This window comes from Sporosarcina ureae (assembly GCF_029267015.1).
In the GTDB taxonomy this organism is placed as follows: domain Bacteria; phylum Bacillota; class Bacilli; order Bacillales_A; family Planococcaceae; genus Sporosarcina; species Sporosarcina ureae_D.
The window spans coordinates 1-21,252 of sequence record NZ_JARIEA010000006.1; the positions used below are offsets into that span (position 1 = coordinate 1).

Here is a 21,252-nt window from a genome sequence, read left to right on the forward strand (position 1 = left end):
CCACCACCGCCGAAGTGGCGCCAATGACCGCCCCACTTACATTGCTAGTCAAACTACTACCTTTGCATAAAACAAGGAAAAGTAAACGGAAAGACAACTACTTAACATCGTATCCTACTTACTAGTACAAACAAATAATCCGTGTACTCGAAAAACAAGTACCTGACCTGCCCTACACATTATCCAACGAAGGCGGCTGCACGTGGTAGGCGTAGTAATGAGACAGCCAGGCGCACTACCTGTCTGGCTCATTGCGGAAGCCATCCACCACCGCCGAAGTGGGGCCAATGACCGCCCCACTTACATTGCCAGTCAAACCACTACCTATGCATAAAACAAGGAAGAGTAAAGGGGTTGCAAAAACCACTACCTAACATCGTAACCTACTTACGTTTCATATACACCAGCATCAAAAGAAAGGGGAGACCACCATGTCATTGCGCTTCGTTACCGGCCGTTCCGGAACAGGAAAAACCACCTTCATTGAAAAAGAAATCGCACAAGAACTAAAAGAACGCCCAATGGGAGCCCCCATCATAGTCATCGTGCCCGACCAACTATCCTACTCAATGGAATACAGCCTATCCGTCAAGTCAGGATTAACCGGCATGATCCGTGCACAAGTCCTCACATTCAAACGTCTCGCGTGGCGCGTGCTGCAAGAAGTGGGCGGCATCACGCGTGAAGAAGTCGACAGCTTCGGATACCGCATGCTCGTGCGTAGCGTGCTAGAAGAAAACAAAGACTCGTTTAAGCTATTTAAACAAGCTGCTTCCAAGCACGGGTTCGCTGAACAAATTAGCGACATCATGAAAGAATTCAGCAAATATTGTATCGATCAGCAAGCGTTTACGGAATTAAAAACTTCGCTTGCAGAAAAGCAAGCGCCTCGAATATTGCAGGACAAGGCGCATGATTTGCAGCTGTTGCTTGAGAAGATTGAAGAACGTCTAGGGACGACGTATATGGACAGCGAAGGACAATTGAATGCACTTGCTGATCAGTTGGCGCATTCCGAGTGGTTGCAGGACGCGTCGGTCTACATTGACGGCTTCGGTGATTTCACGACACAGGAATACACTATCATTACGCAATTAATGAAATATACGAAACGTGTGACAGTCGTATTGCCAATGGAAGAAAAAGTGCATACGAGTGAGCATGAGTTGTTCCATACGGCGCAGCAACAATATGAAACACTTCAACAGCTTGCATACAGTGAGTCGGTGGATCGTGAAGAACGTGTGCATTTAACGGAGTCGCAGCGCTTTTCGAATCGCGAATTGGCTCACCTAGAAGAGCAGTTTGATCAATATCCTCCTGAAGCGTTTGAATCCGAAGGGGCCATTCAAGTCATTGAAGCGTCCAATCGACGTGCAGAGATTCATGCGGTAGCGCGCTCGATACGTAAAATGATGCGCGAAGGTAAACGATATCGAGGCATGACGGTTTTAAATCGTCAACCAGATGTCTATAACGAATTAATTCAAAATATTTTCACGCAATATGATATACCGGTTTTCATTAGCCAGAAAAAGCCGATGCTTCATCATCCATTGATTGAATTTGCGCGTTCATTGCTGGAAGCTGTGCGCACGGATTGGTCGTATGAAGCGGTGTTTCGGGCTGTGAAGACGGATCTGTTTTTCCCTGTCAATGAAAGTAAGCAAGTATGGCGAGAGCGTGCGGATCGTCTGGAGAATTTCGTACTCGCAAAAGGAATTCATGGTAAATCCCGCTGGCAAGACGAAGAGCGCTGGAAAGTGAGTCGCTATAGAGGGCTCGAGAAGATTAAAACCGTTCAGACGGATGAAGAACTGGCAATGCAGGCGGAGTTTGCCGAGACACGCGATTTGATTCGAGAGCCGATCGAACAGTTACAGCAGAAACTAAAAGTAGCTGTAACAGGAAGAGACGTGGCGGAAGCTTTGTTCTATACGCTGGAGTCACTGAATGTCTATGATAAAATAATAGAGTTGCAGCAAACCGAACAGACAAATAATCACCTACAAGCAGCGGCTGAACACGAACAAGCGTGGACGAGTTGGATTAATGTGCTCGATCAGTTTGTGTTGATGTTCGGAGAGAAAGAATTACCGATTGCAGAATCGATTAAAATACTGGATGAAGGATTCGACACGCTCGAATTCAAATTAATTCCGCCATCGCTCGATCAAGTTACCGTGACGACAGTGGAGTTATTTAATTCGATGGATGTGGAAGCGGTGTTCGTACTCGGTGCAAATGAAGGAATATTGCCACTGCGAAATGATCACGAAGGATTGCTTTCAGATAGTGACCGCGAGTTGTTTAGTGAAATTGGAATTACGTTGGCACCCACGACGAAGCTTCAACTTATGCGCGAGTCGTATATGGCGTATCGTGCGTTTACAGGAGCCAGTGCGCGTTTGACTGTCAGTTATCCAATTGCTGATGAAGAAGGAAAAGCGTTGATACCGTCTCTTTATATTCCGAGATTGCAGCAAATCGTATCAAATATTCCTACAGAGATTGCCGTTATTGAGCCGACAGAGTTATCTGAAGTAAAAGACAAGCTGGTCTATATCGAACATCCTGACGTTGCGCTGTCTTACGCAATTCGTATTATGCGCCAAGCATCGACTCAAGAAGAAATTGCGCCTGAATGGCAAGCGGTTCTCGCCTATTATAAAGAAGATCCACTTTGGTCTTCAGTCATAGAATCGATCATTCAACCCGCATTGAAGCGACAGAAAACAGAGCTTCTTGATTCGGAATTGACGACTGGTTTATATGGATCGTCCTTTACGACGAGTGTCTCGAGAATTGAATCGTATTATAGCTGTCCGTTCCAACATTTCACGACGTATGGCTTGAATTTACAAGAGCGTTTTGAGTTCCAGCTAGAAGCACCGGATATCGGGGATTTATTCCACGCGGCACTGAAATGGGTTTCGGATGAAGTGATGCGCCAAGGCTTATCTTGGGCGGCATTGACGAAAGAGCAGTGCTGGCAGTTGGGCCGGGAAGCGATTGATGCACTGGCGCCGAAGTTTTTCCATAGAATTTTATTATCGAGTCAGCGCTATGCATATATTCAGCGGAAATTAATGCAAATCATTCAACGGACGATACGGGCATTGCAGTCGCAGGCTCGTAATTCAAGCTTCACGCCGATTGCGATTGAAGCAGGATTCGGTCCGAATGAAGAAATTGCACCACTGGAAATTAACCTGAAAAATGGTCAACAGATGCATATTCGCGGACGCATCGACCGGATCGACACGATGAAAAAAGACAATCAAACTTTCTTGCGCGTGGTGGATTATAAATCATCAGCTCGTGCGCTTGATTTAACGGAAGTGTATTACGGCTTATCGCTACAAATGTTAACCTATCTCGATGTAGCGCTTGAGCACGCGGAAGATTGGTTAGGCGTCTATGCAAATCCTGCGGGTGTGCTGTATATGTACGTTCACAATCCGATGTTGCGATTGACGAAAGAGTTGAATGAAGACGCAATCGAGAAAGAATTAATGAAATCATATAAAATGCAAGGCTATATAGTGGAAGACGCAGATGTGGCGCTTGCAATGGATGACCAACTTGAAAGTGAGTCACTCATTATTCCTGCGCGTTTGAAGAAAGACGGCTCGTTTTATTCGACTTCAAAAGTCGTGCCGCCTGAAGATATCAATATTTTGCGTTCGTATGTCCGCAAGAAACATCAGCAAGCGGGGGACGGCATGTTGTCAGGCGATACACGCGTCTATCCATACCGCTTGAAAGAACATATGCCGTGTACGTTCTGTTCGTATCAATCGATTTGTCAGTTTGATAGTACGGATCCGACACAGCCTACACGGAATTACACAGCATACAAGTCAGAAGAGTCATTAGAAAAGATGCGGAAGGAGATAGATCCAGATGCAAATTCCAGATAAGCCGCCACATGAGACGTTTACGGACGAGCAGTGGAAAGCGATTCACGCGTCCGGTAAAGACATCCTCGTATCGGCTGCGGCAGGTTCAGGAAAGACGAAAGTACTCATTACACGGATGATTGAAAAAGTATTAAATACAGAACACCCGATAGATGTCGATCAGTTATTAGTTGTGACATTTACGAATGCGGCTGCCGCTGAAATGCGCCATCGAATGGCCAGTGCGCTTGAAGAAGCGATTGCTGAAAATCCATCTTCTGTTCATTTGCGCAGACAGCTGAATCTGCTCAATAAAGCACAAATTTCTTCCTTGCACTCATTCTGTCTGCAAGTCGTTCGCCAGTATTCGTATGTACTGGATATAGATCCGGGATTCCGTATTGCCGATACAACTGAAGCAGCCATTTTACGCGATGACACAGTGGCAACGGTTTTGGAAGAGGCGTATAGTCAGCCTGATCCGGAAGCGATGTATCGTCTAAGTGATAGCTTTACTGCCGATCGTAATGATCAGGCAATCGAGACATTGATTGATAAACTGTACGACTATTCACGTGTACACCCGAATCCATCACACTGGTTGGAGCTGATCCCAAAGCAGTATGAGATCGGTGAGGATGCAACGATTGACGATTTGTCGTTCATTGATTCGCTGAAAGTATCGATCCAACATACGCTTGAAGAAGCCAAAACGGTTACGCGTGATTTACAGCGAGTAGCGGAAATGAATGATGGGCCGTTGCCGTTACTAGAAACGGCAAAAGCTGATGAAGCATGGATTGACGGAGCGCTCGAATATATGCTTCACGGCAAGTGGGAAGATGCTTATGCCTATTTTCAGACGTTAAAGTGGGGGAAGGCCGGAACGATTCGGAAAGATACGTGTGACGAAGACTTGGCTGCACGAGGGAAGTCGATGCGCGATCAAGTGAAGAAAATCGTCAATGCGTTGAAAGATACGTACTTTACACGGACGCCTGCCAGATTGTTGGAGGAAATTCGTTTGATGGCGCCGCTCATGCACACGCTGGTCGGATTGGTTGAGGACTTTACGGCACGTTATCAAGCGTTGAAAGAAGAGCGCGGCTTAGTGGATTTCTCGGATCTTGAGCACTATGCGTTACAGATTTTATCCGAAGAAGTAGAGGGCGTACTCGTTCCTTCCGATATTGCGAACGATTACCGAAATCGATTTGCGGAAGTATTGGTGGATGAATATCAGGATACCAACTTCTTGCAAGAGGCTATTTTACAATTAGTTAAGCAAGGTGGAGAAACGGACGGCAATTTATTCATGGTAGGCGACGTTAAACAGTCGGTCTATCGTTTCCGTTTGGCTGAACCGGGATTATTTTTAGGGAAGTATGATCGCTTTACAACGGACGTAGACGATCAAGGCTTGAAAATCGATTTGAATGCCAACTTCCGGAGCCGTAAAGAAGTGCTGGATGCGACGAACTTTATTTTCAGACAGATTATGGGGACGCGTGTCGGGGAAATTGAGTATGACGAAGCGGCTGCGTTGAAGTATGGTGCACAGTATCCTGAAAAAGACGTGTCAGCTGGGCTGACGATTTTATATGAGAATGAAGAAGATGAATTGTCTGAGGAGCAAGAAGCGCAGCAAGATTTGAAGAAATCCCAGGCAGAGGCGCGTTTCATTGCGCAGAAAATCAAGACGTGGAAAGACGACAAAGCGCAAGTGGCGGATGCATTCAGCGGTAAGCAACGTCCACTCGAATACAGTGATATCGTCATCCTCATGCGTTCTATGACTTGGTCGAGCGAAATTGCGGATGAATTAAAAGCTGCTGGGATTCCTGTCTACGTATCGTTGTCTTCGGGCTATTTTGATGCGATTGAAGTAATGATTATGCTCAATACATTGCGTGTCGTGGACAATCCATATCAGGATATTCCACTCGTGTCAGTGTTGCGTGCACCTTTTGTCGGCATGACGGAAAATGAACTGGCACAAATTCGTCTGGTCAATCGCAATGTGACGTTCTACGAAGCGCTACATGCCTTTATGCAAACAGGTGGTGCAGGAGTCAATCCAGCGACACAGGAAAAACTTCAACGCTTTTTCTTGTTACTTGAAGACTGGCGGAATAGGGCGCGTCACGGTTCGTTGTCTGAATTAATTTGGCAAGTCTACCAAGATACGCATTACTACGAAATGGTCGGAATTTTGCCGAACGGAAAACAACGTCAAGCCAATCTACGTGCACTACATGATCGGGCGATGGCTTATGAAAAAACATCATTCCGCGGATTGTTCCGTTTCCTTCGATTTATCGATCGCATGCGTAAACGTGGCGATGATCTTGGGGAAGCGCGATTTATGAGCGAAAAGGAAAACGTCGTGCGTATTATGACGATCCACTCATCAAAAGGCTTGGAGTTCCCATATGTATTTTTAGCGGGTATGGGGCGTCCGTTCAATAAAATGGACTTTAATCAATCGTATTTATTCGATCAGCATTTCGGGCTCGCTGTCAAAGCGATTGATCCTGAGAAACGTATTATGTTTACGTCACTACCGTTTCTAGCGATCAAAGAGAAGAAGGAGCTAGAGATGCGGGCAGAGGAAATGCGGGTGCTCTACGTGGCGATGACACGTGCTAAGGAGCATTTGGAGTTGATTGCCTCGGTTAAAGACATTGAAAAGACGATGAACAAATGGCAAGAAGCACAGTTATTGGATGAAGATGCGCCTTTACCGGAATACAAACGTTCACGGGCGACGGGTTATCTAGATTGGATTGGGCCGGCTGTCGCGCGTCATATGGACTTTGGAAAATTCGGTAAAACGGCTGGCGGTGAATTGATGGACGATGCGTCTTCGTGGGAAGTTAATGCGTATCCATTTTCTGCTTTCCATAGTACCGATGAGATGGAGATTGAAGATTGGATCCCTATTGACCAAGAAGCGGCAGTGGCGGATCCGAAATTGGTTACAGAGGTGCGCAATCGTTTTGATGCACAGTATCCGTATGAATTTGCGGTCGGTTTGTCTTCCAAGCAGTCGGTCAGTGAGTTAAAGCGGATTGCATTGCTTGAATTGGAGCGGGGAGATGCGGATCCGTTTGAAGAGTTGGAGCCGGACGTCACGAAGCGAATTTCCAATCTTCATGCACGCCCATCATTTTTGCAGAAACGTTCCTTGACAAAAGCAGAAATTGGTACGGCGATGCATACCGTCATGCAGCATCTTCAGTTGAAAACAGAACTAGATCAAGCAAGTGCCAGTGACTTTGTCGAACAGCTTGCGAAGCGTGAGTTGCTGACAAAAGAAGAGGCGGCTGCAATTGACGTTCAGGCAATTGTCGCATTTTTCCATACGACACTTGGACAACGAATGGCTCAAGCCGATCAAGTGTTGCGTGAAATGCCATTTACGTATGCGTTGCCCGCTATAGAAGGCGAGTATCAGTTACTGCAAGGTATCGCGGATTGTCTGTTCCATGAAGACGGCGAGTGGGTGCTCGTCGATTATAAAACGGATGATGTCAGTGCGTTTTATTCGGATCAAGCGATTGCGAAAGAAATGCAAGTCCGTTATGGCACTCAGTTGAGTTTGTATAAAAAAGTATTGGAATCCATTCTCTCGATTGAAATTAAAGAAATGGTGCTCTATTTATTTAGCGGAGCAAAAATCATTAACTTACAGGAGGAATTTGTTTGAAGTTGACTCCTACTTCTCTTACGGAGCGAGTGGAAGCACTCGATTACTTAAGGGGTATTGCGTTACTTGGAATTTTGATAGCGAATATGATTCATTTCCATTCGCCGTATGCGTATATGGATCCATATTCTTGGTACACCATTGCGCATGAACAATCGATGTTCCATTTTATTGATGTATTTATTGAAGCCAGTTTCTACCCACTATTCGCGATGTTATTTGGCTATGGCATGAATATGCAGTATGAAAAATCATTGAAGAATGACACGTTGTTTGGGCCGTTTATGGCACGACGTATGGGAGTTCTACTAGTTTTCGGCGTGTTGCATGCGGTACTCATTTGGTCTGGCGATATTTTGTTTACGTATGCGCTCATGGGATTCATCATGATTGCGGTGATCCGGATTCCTAAAAAGTGGTTACTGGCCCTGTCGTTAGTTATTTATTTTGTGCCGACATTATTGCTGTACAGTGTTTTGGCTCTTACTCGTAGTGCGACTTCATCGAATATGTTGGATGGATTTGAAGATGTTCAGCAAATCGAACGAGCAATTGCTGCTTATGCAAACGGCACGTTCGGCGATATTTTCGCTTTTCGCTTGAATGAATTCTTCACTTTTGAAATCATTGGCTCGATTACAGCGGTCTTTATCATTTTACCGTTGATCATGTTCGGGGCAGCGTTATCGAAATTCAAAGTCATCGAGCGTATGTATGCGCTGAAAGGGAAGTTGCTGCTGGCTATGCTAGTATTTATTCCGATTGGCGTTATATTGAAGAACATTCCGAGTTGGGATGGGCCGAAGTTTGAAAATATTTTACTCGTTCAATCGATATTCGGTGGACCGATTCTGACACTGGGATATGGAGCCATGTTCTTATTGTTGTTCCAAGTTCCGTTTTTAAAGAATGTTACGCAACCTTTTGCAAACGTTGGCAGGATGGCATTCACGACGTATATTATGCAGTCGGTTATCGCAACGTTGATATTTTATTCATATGGAGCAGGTCTGTATGGTAAAGTAGATATAGTGACCGGCACATGGCTGGCAATCGGAATTTTCGTAGTCCAGCTCATTATTGCGCAGGTTTGGTTATCGAAATTCCGGATGGGACCACTCGAAGCCATTTGGCGGAAGTTGTCGTATGGAAAGAATTTCGCCGTTAAAGAGGAAAAAAAGTAGATTTTGTCGTAACATAGGAGTATGTGAATTCACATGGAAAGGGTTGGGTATTCAAATGAAATTATTGTCATTCCGTTACGAAGGACAGACTTTATTCGGACCAAAAGTTAAACGTGAGGAAGCTGTGTGGGATCTAATTGCAATGGCTGAGGCATTGGAACAAACTGATTTCCCTAAAACGATGATTGAAGGCGTTTCTCGCGGCATGGATTTCGTGGAGGAAGTTCGTAAATTGGTAGAGAAAACCGAAGCTGAAGGAAACGTAGAGCAGTTCAAGCATGCGTTCACTGACATCGAATGGTTATCTCCAATTCCACGCACACCGAAAAATGTGTTATGCGTAGGGAAGAACTATCTTGATCATGCTGAGGAACTTGGATCGAAAGCACCTGAGAAATTGATGATATTCACAAAATCCCCTACTTCAATTGCGGGAGACGAGCAAACGTTACCGATCCACAGTGAAGTGACTGATTCATTAGATTATGAAGGTGAACTGGCGGTTGTGATCAGTAAGACAGGCAAAAACATTCCAAAACAACTGGCATATGATTACGTGTTCGGCTATACAATCGGTAATGATATTACAGCGCGCAATATTCAATCGGAACACAAGCAGTTCTTCTTAGGCAAAAGTTTAGATGGTTCTTGTCCGATGGGTCCTTATGTGGTGACGAAAGACGAAATTCCAAACCCACAAAATCTATCCATTGTAACAAAAGTAAATGATGCTGTGCGCCAAAACGGTAATACATCTAATATGATATTTAAAATTGACGACTTGATAGCTGAAATCTCCAAGTACGTCACATTGGAGCCCGGCGATGTAATCTTGACAGGTACGCCAGCTGGTGTTGGTAAAGGTATGACACCTCCAACGTACTTGAAAAAGGGCGACACAGTTAAAGTATCGATCGAAGGGATCGGTACACTAGTTAACCGTTTCGAATAATACGCAAGTCTATGTAGTAAACAACAGAATAGTCGTAGCTTGAAAGATATGGTAGAATATCAATCGACTATACTAATAACGAGGTGGAAGTAATGGGATTTTTAACTGATACAACCCATATGCATATTTTTACATGGGTAGTAGGTGTTGTACTATTTCTAGTAGCAGCAAGTATGGCCAATGGAACAAAAGGAAAAAAGATTACACATATGTTTTTGCGTCTGTTCTATGTATTGATCATCATCACAGGAGCTGCGTTATTCTTTAAGCATATGAGTATTGATTCCATGCTATATGGCATCAAATTTGTCCTTGGTATTTTGACAATCGGATTTATGGAAATGGTTCTCGTTCGCGGAAGTAAAGGGAAGAACACGGGTCTTATGTGGATTCTCTTCATTGTCGCGCTACTTGCAACGATGTTCGTAGGTTTCAAATTACCGATGGGCTTCAACTTTTTCGCATAATGACTACTGATTGATAAGGAGATGGGCGAATGGCAACACAAACAGGCTGGATATTTTTGATAGTGATCCTGTTACTGATGGCGCTGTTTGCCGTTTCCGTTATCGTCAGTGCGCGAAGGCAGCGGGATCCGGACTTCTTTACCGAAGACGATAACTCATGACCATGCGCGAGCAGTGGGGGATTTTTCCTCTCCTGCTTTTTTTATTTGGTTATTCGACATTCTTTCACAAGATTGCCGTATTTATAGAACGCGACAATGGTTTTCATAAGAAAGAATGGCGTCGTCTACAGCTGTTTGATAAACTAAAAGAAGAGTTTGTATGAGGAGGATTTTCTAAAGTGAAACGAATATTCGGACTACTGGCAACAGGTTTACTTGCCCTATCGATAGCACAACCCGCTTTTGCAGATACCGACAGAAAGTTCAGCGATGAAAGTATCTATGATTTACTTGTCGACCGCTTCAATAACGGACTGGGAACGAATGATACAGAAGTCAACGCACAAGACCCGACGAAATTTAACGGAGGAGACTTCGCTGGAATCAGCAACCGATTGCAACATTTGATCGATATGCATTTTACGATGATTTCGGTCGGACCGGTTTTCAAAACGGCTTCTTACGATGGCAATGAAGTCCTTGACTATAACGAGATTGAGCCACACTTCGGTACTACGGAAGAGTTTATTGCATTGATTGATGAGATGCATGCGAATGATTTAAAAATCATGGCGGACTTCCCGCTAGTAGGTGAAGTAAACGATCCCGCTGTCCAAGATGAACTACTGCAATCGGCTGTACAATTTGTTTCTGATTATGAGTTGGACGGGCTTCGTCTGACGAAAATTGCTAACGCAGACACTGAGTTCCTGAACAACATGATTGAAGCCGTGAAAGAAGCGAACGAAGGACTTTACGTGATCACGAATGAACAAAGTGATGCAGCATTTGACAGTGTACCTGCTGAAAAACAAAGTGCAGCTATCCAAGAATCATTCGTGCAAGTAGATCCTGATTCCTCTTCATTGGATCAATTCAGTAATGATGACGCTGGAAAGTTACTACAGTTTGATGATTTAACTGGACCCCGTTTTACATATAAAATGGTGGAACTACGTCAATTCCCACCAACACGTTGGAAAGTAGCGACAGTGGCACAGTTCATGCTACCTGGTGTTCCGTTAGTACCGTATGCGACAGAAATTGCTGTCAATGGTAAAGAGGCACCGGAATCTCACCCGTTCTTTAATTTCAAGACAGATATGGAGTTACAAGAGTGGATTGGTGATCTGAATACGCTTCGTAATGATTCAGATGCACTTCGCACAGGAGATTTCAAATTCTTGCATAATGAAGATGGATTTGTTGTGTTTGAACGATCCAATGAAGATGAGAAGTGGATTATTGCGATCAATAATACATCGGTAGTACAGAGCTTCGAGCTAGATCCTGAGAAAATTGGAGAGAAGAAGAAACTCCGCGGTGTGGTGGGTCAGGATCTGATTAAGCAGACGAAAGATAATAAGTATCCGATAGTACTTGATCGTGAGCTAGCAGAAGTTTATATTGTCGAGGAAGATAAAGGGTTCAATACGCCTTATCTGATTGCTTCTATTTTGGTAGTTGTTCTGTTTGTGTTGTTTTTGTATATGGTTATACGCAAGGGCAAGCAGAGTCGGACTGAGGAAGCTGTCAGAGAGAAGAAGTAAGGAATAAAGAACCGTCGATCGACGTTCCGGGCGGACGCTTTCCTATAGGGTAGTGCATTAAAATATAAAAGTTAATGTAAAAGAAAAGGCTCAAGATGAGTTCCTTATATTGGAATTCAACTTGAGTCTCAGACAGTCTGCTTTTCGTGCAGGCTGTTTTTTTTATTCGCTTTTTGTGTTGTTTAGGAAAAATAGAGCGATAGTTCCGGGACCGGCGTGTGAGCCGATGACAGAGCCGATTTGATGAATTTCGATTGCTTTTGGTTGAATGACTTCTTGTATCATTTCTTGGAATTCTTTAGCTGTAGTTAAGTCGTCACCATGGCTGATCGCAATGGTTTGTTCTTGTAAGTTGCTGCCGCGTTCTTCCATCATTTCGATCATGCGGCGTAGCACTTTTTTGCGTCCGCGGTGTTTTTCAATTGGGACGAGTTTACCGTCTTCTACGTGCAACAAAGGTTTGATGTTGAGTAATCCGCCGAAAAATGCGCTGGCCTTGGATACGCGTCCGCCTTTTGCTAAGTAGTCTAGATCTTCTACAGTGAAAAGATGTTCCATATGTGTTGCCATGGTGCGGATTTCTTGTTCGATTTCTCGCATGCCGACACCTTCATTGCGTAGACGTACGGCTTCTTTAACGAGGAGACCGTATCCGAGTGAGGCACAATGCGTGTCGATAACTGCCAAGTCCATGGACGGGTTTTCCTCTTTCACTTGGTCGCTCGTCATGACGGCAGTTTGGTATGTGCCTGACAGTTGGGAGGAGAATGCGATGTAGATGCCGTCTTCACCCGATGTTGCAAGGTCTTTCCAAGTAGTCATCATTTTATCAGGTGAAGCTTGGGAAGTCTTTGGCTGTTGTCCTTGACGAATAGCATCAAAAACTTCCTTCGAATTAATCTCCACGATATCTTCGTATTCTTTTCCATCCAGAAGAACGCTTAACGGAAATAGTTCTACTTCATTTTTTTCAAAGAAGTCTAGAGGTAAATCACAAGCACTATCCGCAAAAATTCTCATTTCTCTTCCCCCTTATACAAAGATGTTTTTCTGTAATGATAGTCGTTCTTCTAGTATACGTGAAATGCCGTCTTCATTATTTGTATCGGTGATTTCATCTGCAATGGATTTCAGCTGGTCAATGGCATTCCCCATCGCAACTCCTGTCCCTGCGTAGTCGATCATTTCAAGATCATTGTCTTCGTCGCCAAATGCGATAATGCGATCTTTCGGTATATTCATCCATTTTGAAACAGCGTCAATTCCGACTGCTTTATTGAGGCCATGGCGTACAATTTCCACAATATTAAACGGGGCACCCCAGCGTCTATGATCGATAACTTCCGCATGCAACTCTTCAAGATGCTGACGAATCGGATCGACTGTCAGTTGGTCAGCTTGAATCAACAAACTCGTTGGATCCGTTTTCAATGAATTCCGGATGTCGCCAGCCGTAATAAGAGGACTGCCAAAGTTTAAAATATCCAAAAAGCGCTCATCATGATACTGGGTATAGACGTCATCCATAACTTCCGCCACGATATTTTGGACCGGAAAATCTTGCATGGCTTCCACTACTTCGTTGACGACAGGTAACGCAATCGTTTCGTGAATGGTTTTCCATGAATGGTCGGTAGGATGGTGAACAAAGGCTCCGTTAAAGTTGACAATGGGTGTCGTCAATCCAAGTTGTCTGTAATAAATTTCACTCGCACGATAGGGCCGGCCTGTCGCAATCATGACATGATGCCCTTGCGAAACGGCTCTACGAAGTGTTTCTTCCGTTTTGGATGATATATTTTTCTGATCTGTTAGTAATGTTCCATCTAAGTCTAAAACTATTAAATGTGGTTTCAAGAAATCCTCTCCTACTTATGCTTATAGTATCAGATTGTTATGTCTTTATAGTTTATCGTTAAACGTGTAAGTAAGTCAAAAGAATGGATGATAAGGCGAAGGTTTTGTCTTATTCGGTAAATGTTGTTATTCTAACATAACAGTAAATGATTGTAAGAAAAGAGGAATCGTCATGATTATTCGTTCAGAGAAGTGGCAAGAGATCCCAGTGCTTCATATCGTAGAGGAGTCAAAAGAAACCGAACGCATTCCTGTTGTCCTATTTTTTCATGGATTTACTAGCGCAAAGGAACATAATTTACATTACGCATATAACTTAGCTAAACAAGGAGTTCGTGTAATTTTACCGGAAGCCAAATTGCATGGAGAACGTTCAGAATCTCTGAATGAATTTCAACTAGCATTGAACTTTTGGGATATCGTATTGACTTCTATTAAAGAAGCAGATATCTTGCATGATGAGTTGTTTAGAAAAGAATTAATTGATGAAGAAACACGTATTGGTATGGGTGGCACTTCAATGGGCGGCATTACGACATTCGGCTGCTTGTCTAGTTACGATTGGGTAGACGCAGCATCCGTTATGATGGGATCACCTGCCATCACGCGCCTGGCAAAAGGTCAAATTACGTATGCAGAACGTGACGGTAGAGAATTGCCGGTGAGCCAAAAAGAACGCGAACAACTTTTTGCAGCACTCGATCAAATAGACTTATCACAAAATCCACGCAGATTGCATCAGCGCCCACTCTTCATGTGGCACGGAGAACAAGATACTATGGTGCCATTTGAGTTCACAAAAGAATTTTACGAAGAAATTCAAGAGGATTACGAAAACCATCCCGAGCTACTGAAATGGATGCCTGACGAACAGGCAGGACACTCCGTTTCGCGTCCAGGAATGCTAGCCGCAGTCAATTGGCTTGCAGAGCATTTGCACGCAAGGTAGTATGTTGGTAAGATAAGATTACTACACAGCAGAGAGGAGCATTCCTGATGAACACAGAAGAAGAAATCAAGCAGTATTTATTTGGTGCGTTAGAAAACGTCATCGACCCTGAATTGGGTATTGATATCGTCAACCTTGGATTGGTTTACAATGCAGAGTTGCTTGATGAAGGAGTCGCGAAAATAACAATGACGTTGACGTCTATGGGTTGTCCGATGGGTCCACAGATTGTAGCGAATATTGAGCAGGAGCTAATGGAGCTTCCTGAAGTGAAGGATACAGTGGTAGATATTATTTGGAATCCACCATGGTCCCGCGATAACATGTCTCGTTATGCCAAGATTGCACTCGGCGTACGTTAATAGAATACACTAACCACACCTTTTTGATAGGGTGTGGTTTTTTGATGGGGAAAGGCTGGCATGGCTTTTGGGAAGGGGATTTGCGCTTCGGAGGGGACGCTTTCCTGAGGGTTCGCGGCGAACTGATCCTCCAGGAGTCGCCCCTCCTACGCGCCAATCCCTTGCAATGTGAGTAGGTGACACTTTTTGTTGTGCATTGAAGTTATGGTTGTGATTAATGTTGAGATTTCGAGGCTATGAGCGGTTACCAAGGTTCTATGATCACATAGATGAATCTATGAGCACTCGTGGTGTCTAATAGAGCGGATTGTAGGTGCTATAGAGCGCAAAAAGTGTTCTATGAGCGCTTAAACGGATTCTATGAGCGGAAGTTGGAAGCTGGAGCTTCCATCCAATGACGAACACCAAGTAACCCACCTAACCAATCCTCATATCCCAAATGCCAACATTCAAAATAAAAAAAGGAAATGCTGGATTGTGTCGAATAGGAGTAGGGTAGCGTTAAACAGAATGTACTAGGGGGAATGGGAAATGTCAGTTAAAACAGCGGATCTATGCGATGACTTCATCGACGAACTGCAAGTATGCACAGTGGAGTTCAAATCCTACGGAAAGCACAAGAGATTCTCGGGGCCGATCTCTACAGTGAAAGTATACGAAGACAACGTGCTCGTCAAAGAAGCACTCCAAACGATACCGCAAGGCAATGTACTTGTGGTTGACGGCGGAGGTTCAAAACGCTGCGCACTCATGGGGGACATGCTCGGCGAAATCGCCCAAGATCGCAAACTTGCTGGCGTCATTATCTACGGCTGCGCACGCGACACAGCGGATCTCGGCACACAAGAGATCGGCGTCATGGCGATCGGTAGCATGCCAGTGAAAAGTATTAAGCGCGGCGAAGGACAGAAAGACGAGGTGCTTCATTTTGGAAACGTTGAATGGACACCAGGTCACTATGTCTACGCAGACGAAGATGGGGTAGTCGTTGCGCCACGTCAATTAGTTTAATGCCAGTCGCTCGCGTAATGCGGGCGGCTTTTTTATGTAAAAAATCGAACGAAAAATAATAGAGTAATTCAAGTTAAAACTTTTTACTTTCGTTAAAAAATAGACTACAATTGAATTAATCAAAGATAGTCAAAGTCAAAAAGAGAGGTGGATGTATATGCGTATGGATGGAACACAAGAAGATCAACGCTCACCACTGGAGCAATTTGGACGCAATCTAGTTGAAGAAGTAAAGAATGGTAAAATGGATCCGGTTATTGGCCGGGATGAAGAAATTCGAAATGTCATCCGAATATTGTCAAGAAAGACAAAAAACAATCCAGTACTAATTGGGGAACCAGGTGTTGGTAAAACTGCGATTGTTGAAGGATTAGCACAGCGTATTGTGAAGGGCGATGTGCCGGAAGGATTGAAAGACCGCCAGATTTTCGAACTAGATATGAGTGCATTGATAGCAGGTGCGAAATATCGTGGGGAGTTTGAAGAACGCCTGAAAAGTGTCTTGAAACAAGTGAAAGACAGTAATGGAGAAATCATTATGTTCATTGATGAAATCCACACGATCGTTGGAGCAGGTAAAACTGAAGGCGCGATGGATGCCGGCAATATGTTGAAGCCGATGCTTGCACGCGGTGAATTGTACTGTATTGGTGCGACTACACTAGATGAGTATCGCATGTATATCGAGAAAGATGCGGCACTTGAAAGACGTTTCCAGCAAGTTATGGTTCGTGAACCGTCTGTTGAAGACACGATTTCAATTTTACGTGGTTTGAAAGAACGTTTTGAATTACACCATGGTGTGCGTATTCATGACCGAGCCATCGTTGCAGCGGCAACATTATCCGATCGGTATATAACAGAACGTTTCATGCCAGATAAAGCTATAGATTTAATTGATGAAGCATGTGCGATGATTCGTACAGAAATTGACTCTATGCCGTCAGAATTAGATGCGGTAACTCGTAGAATTATGCAACTTGAAATTGAAGAGCAGGCATTACGTAAAGAAAAAGATACGATGAGTCAGTCTCGTCTGAAAACTTTACGAGAAGAGTTGCAAGATTTGAAGGATTCCTCAAAAGATATGCGTGAGCAATGGGACAATGAAAAAGCTGAATTGAAAATTATTCAAACGAAAAGAGAAGAGCTAGATCGCTATCGTCGTGAACTCGAGGAAGCACAAAGCAGTTTTGATTTGAATAAAGCTGCAGAATTACAATACGGTAAAATTCCTGCACTAGAGAAAGCATTGAAAGAACTGGAAAGCCCACTTGAAGGTACGAAAGATTTACGTTTAGTACGTGAAGAAGTGGCGGAAGAAGAAATTGCTTCAATCGTTGCGCGTTGGACAGGTATTCCGGTAACGAAACTAGTAGAAGGTGAACGCGAGAAGTTATTGCGATTGCATGAAACATTGAAAGAACGTGTGATTGGACAAGACAATGCCGTACAACTCGTCACGGAAGCCGTCTGGCGTGCACGTGCGGGTATTCAAGATCCGAATAAGCCTATTGGTTCGTTCTTGTTCTTAGGTCCGACTGGGGTAGGTAAGACGGAGCTAGCGAAAACATTGGCAGCTACATTGTTTGACTCAGAAGACCACTTTGTCCGAATTGATATGTCTGAATACATGGAGAAGCATAGTGTGTCTCGTTTAGTCGGTGCGCCTCCAGGATATATCGGGTACGAAGAAGGCGGTCAGCTGACAGAAGCAGTCAGACGGAATCCATATGCAGTCGTGTTATTGGATGAAATCGAGAAAGCTCACCCAGATGTAGCGAATATCTTGCTGCAGATCCTTGATGACGGTCGCATCACTGATAGCCAAGGACGTTTGGTCAACTTTACGAATACGGTTGTCATTATGACTTCGAATATTGGATCTGCTTATTTACTTGAGAATGATTTAGATGAGTCCGAGCATGCCAAAGAAGATTTGATCATGGCTGCACTTCGTAGTCACTTTAAGCCGGAGTTATTGAATCGGATGGATGACATCATTATCTTCCATTCTTTAACTGCTGAATCATTCAAAGCGATTGCTAACAAGATGCTCGTTGATTTGGTAGCTCGTCTAGAAGAGCAAGATCTAGAACTCGTCTATGATGAAGATGTGCTCGATTGGATTGTGCGTGAAGGTGCAGATGCAGATTTCGGTGCACGTCCATTGAAACGATTCATCCAACGACATGTAGAAACAAAAGTCGCAAAAGAAGTAATACGTGGCGGACTGGTCGAAGGACAGCAAATCAAATTGTCCATGAATGATGGAGAATTGGTTGTAGAAGTCATGCCAGTAGGATAAGGTCAATATAAAAAGCGTAAGAACTGATAAACAGTTCTTACGCTTTTTGATCGTCTATTAAACGTCAGCTGGAGATTCGTTAGGAATGATTGCTGTGATAATCAATACAAGTACAGCCAAAACGATTGAAACGGTAACGCCCGCCATAAAGTCGAATTCAGTACCTCCAATGGAGCCAGCAACGTAGTTTAACATAGCTACTAATAGGAACGACCAAACAAATGTCATAATATAGTGCATGATTTTCACCTCGAATAGTCTATTTCAAAGTTCATCATACCATAGTCAGTCAAAACGTTGAAATGATTTTATACATTATATTTGACGAAAAAGTGTCCTCGTCTTGAAATAGTACACATTTTCTTCTATAATTACTACCAGGTACTAATATTAGATGATAAGGAACGAGGTAGATGAGATGAGAGCTGGACTTTTAGGGATGGGTAAATTTGTTCCACAAACAGTGATTACAAATGAAGACTTAGAAAAACGTTTAGATACTTCCGACGAATGGATTCGCACGCGTACAGGAATACAAGAACGCAGAATTGCGGATGATACTATTGATACGTCTGACATGGCATTTGAGGCTGCGAAGGATGCACTGGAGTCAGCAGGGATTCGCGCCGATCAAATCGGTCTTATTTTAGTAGCGACAGTAACGCCTGATAACATATTCCCTTCTGTTTCAACGATGATCCAGCATCGCTTAGGTGCAAAGAATGCAGCGGCGATGGATATATCTGCAGCTTGTGCAGGATTCATCTACGGTGTAGTAACGGCCAAGCAGTTTGTTGAATCTGGCACGTATGACTATGTCCTCGTAGTAGGCGTGGAAAAGTTATCGAAAATCGTCGACTGGGAAGACCGCAATACAGCTGTTTTATTCGGTGATGGGGCAGGAGCGACAGTCGTAGGGAAAGTGAGTGAAGGAAGAGGAATTCTTTCATTCGAATTGGGAGCAGACGGTTCAGGTGGAAAACATCTTCATCATGATAAATTTTTACAAATGAATGGCCGTGAAGTATTCAAATTCGCGGTACGTCAAATGGGAGAAACAGCGGTCAACGTGGCAAAAAAAGCAGGTTTGACGACTGACCAAGTGGATTATCTGGTTCCTCATCAGGCGAATATCCGTATTATGGAAGCCTCACGTGAGCGTTTAGGCTTACCGGTCGAGAAGATGTCCAAGACGGTTCACAAGTACGGCAATACGTCAGCTGCATCTATTCCGATTTCATTGACGGACGATTTGGCCGAGGGACGCGTGAAAGATGATGATGTAATTGTTCTTGTAGGATTCGGTGGCGGCTTGACATGGGGCGGCTTATGTATAAAATGGGGTAAATAAATAACCTGTAAAATAAAAGTTTACGATAGAGAGGAAGTTTGAAATTGGAAAAACGACGTGTAGTGGTAACGGGTATTGGTGGAATCACCCCAGTAGGTAACTCTGCTGAAGAATCATGGAATGCGGTTTTAGAAGGAAAATCCGGTATTGATATCATGACTAGACTCGATCAAGAGAAATTCCCAGTTCGTGTTATGGCAGAGGTTAAAGGATTCGATATCGAGCAATATGTTTCACGTAAAGATGCTCGTAAAATGGATCGGTTCACGCATTATGCAGTCGCTTCAGCAATGATGGCTATGAAAGATGCAAACTTGGAACTGGAAGGCGACTTAGCGCTTCGTACAGGAGTTTGGATCGGTTCTGGAATCGGTGGAATGGAATCACATGAGACACAATTTAATACATTCCTTGAAAAAGGTTACCGACGCGTCAGTCCATTTTTCGTTCCGATGATGATTCCGGACATGGCAGCAGGACAAGTGTCTATTTTTACAGGCGCTAAAGGTATCAACTCTTGTTCCGTAACGGCTTGTGCATCTGGTACAAACTCGATCGGGGACGCATTCGAAGTAATCCTTCGCGGAGATGCAGATGTGATGATTACGGGTGGAACTGAAGCACCGATTACGTCACTTGCAGTAGCAGGTTTCATCGCAAGTACGGCGTTGTCTTTAAATGATGATCCATCAAAGGCTTCCCGTCCGTTCGATAAAAACCGTGATGGTTTCGTTATGGGTGAGGGTGCAGGTATCTTGATTTTAGAAGAGTATGAGCATGCGGTTGCTCGTGGAGCGAAGATCTATGCAGAGATTGTAGGCTACGGTTCAACTGGGGACGCACATCATATTACAGCACCGGCACCAGGTGGAGAAGGTGGCGCACGCGCTATGCAACAGGCATTGGCTAAAGCAGGCGTAGAGCCGAACCAGGTGGATTATATCAATGCACATGGAACGAGTACGCCATATAATGATTTGTTTGAGACGATGGCTGCGAAGACGGTGTTTGGCGATCACGCGTATAAGTTGGCGATGAGCTCGACTAAGTCGATGACAGGTCATTTGCTTGGCGCGGCTGGTGGTATTGAGGCGATCTTTACTGTGAAGGCGTTGCAGGAAGGGATTTTGCCTCCTACTATGAATTATGAGACGCCGGATCCTGAGTGTGATTTGGATTATGTGGTGAATGAGGCGCGTAAGGCGGATATTACGTATGCTATGAGTAATTCTCTTGGCTTTGGCGGGCATAATGCTTCGTTGGTGTTTAAGAAGATATAATGGTGGAAGTGGGAAGGGTCGATTTTGACTCTTTCCGCTTTTTTTATTGGGGAAGTTTAAGTTCAAGTTCAAGTTCAAGTTCATTGGTGAGTGGAAGGGCACCGTTTACCGACGTTCCAGGCGGACGCTTTCCCATGGGCCCGCGGTGAGCCAACCAGGTCGCAGGCTCCCTTTGGTTGTCTCACCTGATCGGGCTGATCCATCGGGAG

The 21,252-nt window shown here is 44.1% G+C and carries 17 protein-coding genes; 14 read left to right on the forward strand and 3 right to left on the reverse strand.

Annotated features, from left to right (window positions below; all coding sequences use genetic code 11):
* Positions 1-202 precede the first annotated feature (202 nt).
* The 8 genes from Q7P97_RS00925 (at position 203) to Q7P97_RS00960 (ending at position 11,925) form a co-directional block, all read left to right on the forward strand.
* Positions 203-334 (forward strand): hypothetical protein, encoded by a 132-nt coding sequence (locus Q7P97_RS00925; RefSeq protein WP_303965209.1) that lies wholly within the window; start codon positions 203-205, stop codon positions 332-334.
* Between the two features lie 97 nt (positions 335-431).
* Complete coding sequence (gene addB, locus Q7P97_RS00930; protein ID WP_303965212.1) at positions 432-3,923, forward strand: helicase-exonuclease AddAB subunit AddB; 3,492 nt, start codon at positions 432-434, stop codon at positions 3,921-3,923.
* Positions 3,907-7,611, forward strand: coding sequence for a helicase-exonuclease AddAB subunit AddA (addA, locus tag Q7P97_RS00935; RefSeq protein ID WP_303965215.1), 3,705 nt, complete (start codon positions 3,907-3,909; stop codon positions 7,609-7,611). Before addB ends, addA begins: the two co-directional genes overlap by 17 nt.
* Complete coding sequence (locus Q7P97_RS00940) at positions 7,608-8,795, forward strand: DUF418 domain-containing protein (protein ID WP_303965218.1); 1,188 nt, start codon at positions 7,608-7,610, stop codon at positions 8,793-8,795. Before addA ends, Q7P97_RS00940 begins: the two co-directional genes overlap by 4 nt.
* A gap of 55 nt (positions 8,796-8,850) precedes the next feature.
* Complete coding sequence (locus Q7P97_RS00945; protein ID WP_303965221.1) at positions 8,851-9,747, forward strand: fumarylacetoacetate hydrolase family protein; 897 nt, start codon at positions 8,851-8,853, stop codon at positions 9,745-9,747.
* A 92-nt stretch (positions 9,748-9,839) separates the two neighbouring features.
* Positions 9,840-10,214: a YisL family protein gene (locus Q7P97_RS00950; RefSeq protein ID WP_303965223.1), complete on the forward strand. Its 375-nt coding sequence runs from the start codon at positions 9,840-9,842 to the stop codon at positions 10,212-10,214.
* A 29-nt stretch (positions 10,215-10,243) separates the two neighbouring features.
* Complete coding sequence (locus Q7P97_RS00955; RefSeq protein ID WP_233192393.1) at positions 10,244-10,375, forward strand: resistance to Congo red protein; 132 nt, start codon at positions 10,244-10,246, stop codon at positions 10,373-10,375.
* Positions 10,376-10,554: 179 nt separating this feature from the next.
* Complete coding sequence (locus Q7P97_RS00960) at positions 10,555-11,925, forward strand: alpha-amylase family glycosyl hydrolase (protein ID WP_303965227.1); 1,371 nt, start codon at positions 10,555-10,557, stop codon at positions 11,923-11,925.
* A 162-nt stretch (positions 11,926-12,087) separates the two neighbouring features.
* Here the strand turns inward: Q7P97_RS00960 and Q7P97_RS00965 are convergent, their stop codons facing one another.
* Positions 12,088-12,945: a DegV family protein gene (locus Q7P97_RS00965; protein ID WP_303965230.1), complete on the reverse strand. Its 858-nt coding sequence runs from the start codon at positions 12,943-12,945 to the stop codon at positions 12,088-12,090.
* Between the two features lie 12 nt (positions 12,946-12,957).
* Entirely contained in the window at positions 12,958-13,782 is an 825-nt protein-coding gene (locus tag Q7P97_RS00970) for a Cof-type HAD-IIB family hydrolase (RefSeq protein ID WP_303965233.1), read from the reverse strand.
* A 172-nt stretch (positions 13,783-13,954) separates the two neighbouring features.
* On the opposite strand from Q7P97_RS00970, the gene Q7P97_RS00975 reads away from it, so the two are divergent.
* The 4 genes from Q7P97_RS00975 to Q7P97_RS00990 all read left to right on the forward strand — a co-directional run bounded on the left by Q7P97_RS00975 (position 13,955) and on the right by Q7P97_RS00990 (position 18,412).
* A complete protein-coding gene (locus tag Q7P97_RS00975; RefSeq protein WP_303965236.1) occupies positions 13,955-14,731 on the forward strand; it encodes a prolyl oligopeptidase family serine peptidase in 777 nt (258 codons plus the stop codon).
* 47 nt (positions 14,732-14,778) lie between these two features.
* Positions 14,779-15,093 carry a metal-sulfur cluster assembly factor gene (locus Q7P97_RS00980; RefSeq protein WP_085428454.1) on the forward strand — a complete coding sequence of 105 codons (315 nt, stop codon included), beginning with the start codon at positions 14,779-14,781 and terminating at the stop codon, positions 15,091-15,093.
* Between the two features lie 531 nt (positions 15,094-15,624).
* Positions 15,625-16,104 (forward strand): ribonuclease E activity regulator RraA, encoded by a 480-nt coding sequence (rraA, locus tag Q7P97_RS00985; protein ID WP_085428455.1) that lies wholly within the window; start codon positions 15,625-15,627, stop codon positions 16,102-16,104.
* A gap of 163 nt (positions 16,105-16,267) precedes the next feature.
* Positions 16,268-18,412 carry an ATP-dependent Clp protease ATP-binding subunit gene (locus Q7P97_RS00990; protein WP_483315717.1) on the forward strand — a complete coding sequence of 715 codons (2,145 nt, stop codon included), beginning with the start codon at positions 16,268-16,270 and terminating at the stop codon, positions 18,410-18,412.
* A 57-nt stretch (positions 18,413-18,469) separates the two neighbouring features.
* On the opposite strand, the gene Q7P97_RS00995 is transcribed toward Q7P97_RS00990, so the two are convergent.
* A complete protein-coding gene (locus tag Q7P97_RS00995) occupies positions 18,470-18,652 on the reverse strand; it encodes a YjzD family protein (RefSeq protein ID WP_085428456.1) in 183 nt (60 codons plus the stop codon).
* Positions 18,653-18,830: 178 nt separating this feature from the next.
* On the opposite strand from Q7P97_RS00995, the gene Q7P97_RS01000 reads away from it, so the two are divergent.
* Both Q7P97_RS01000 and fabF read left to right on the forward strand, forming a co-directional pair.
* Positions 18,831-19,763 carry a beta-ketoacyl-ACP synthase III gene (locus tag Q7P97_RS01000; protein WP_303965250.1) on the forward strand — a complete coding sequence of 311 codons (933 nt, stop codon included), beginning with the start codon at positions 18,831-18,833 and terminating at the stop codon, positions 19,761-19,763.
* 44 nt (positions 19,764-19,807) lie between these two features.
* Positions 19,808-21,043, forward strand: a complete 1,236-nt coding sequence (fabF, locus tag Q7P97_RS01005; protein ID WP_303965252.1) for a beta-ketoacyl-ACP synthase II — start codon at positions 19,808-19,810, stop codon at positions 21,041-21,043.
* The last annotated feature ends 209 nt before the right edge of the window (positions 21,044-21,252 follow it).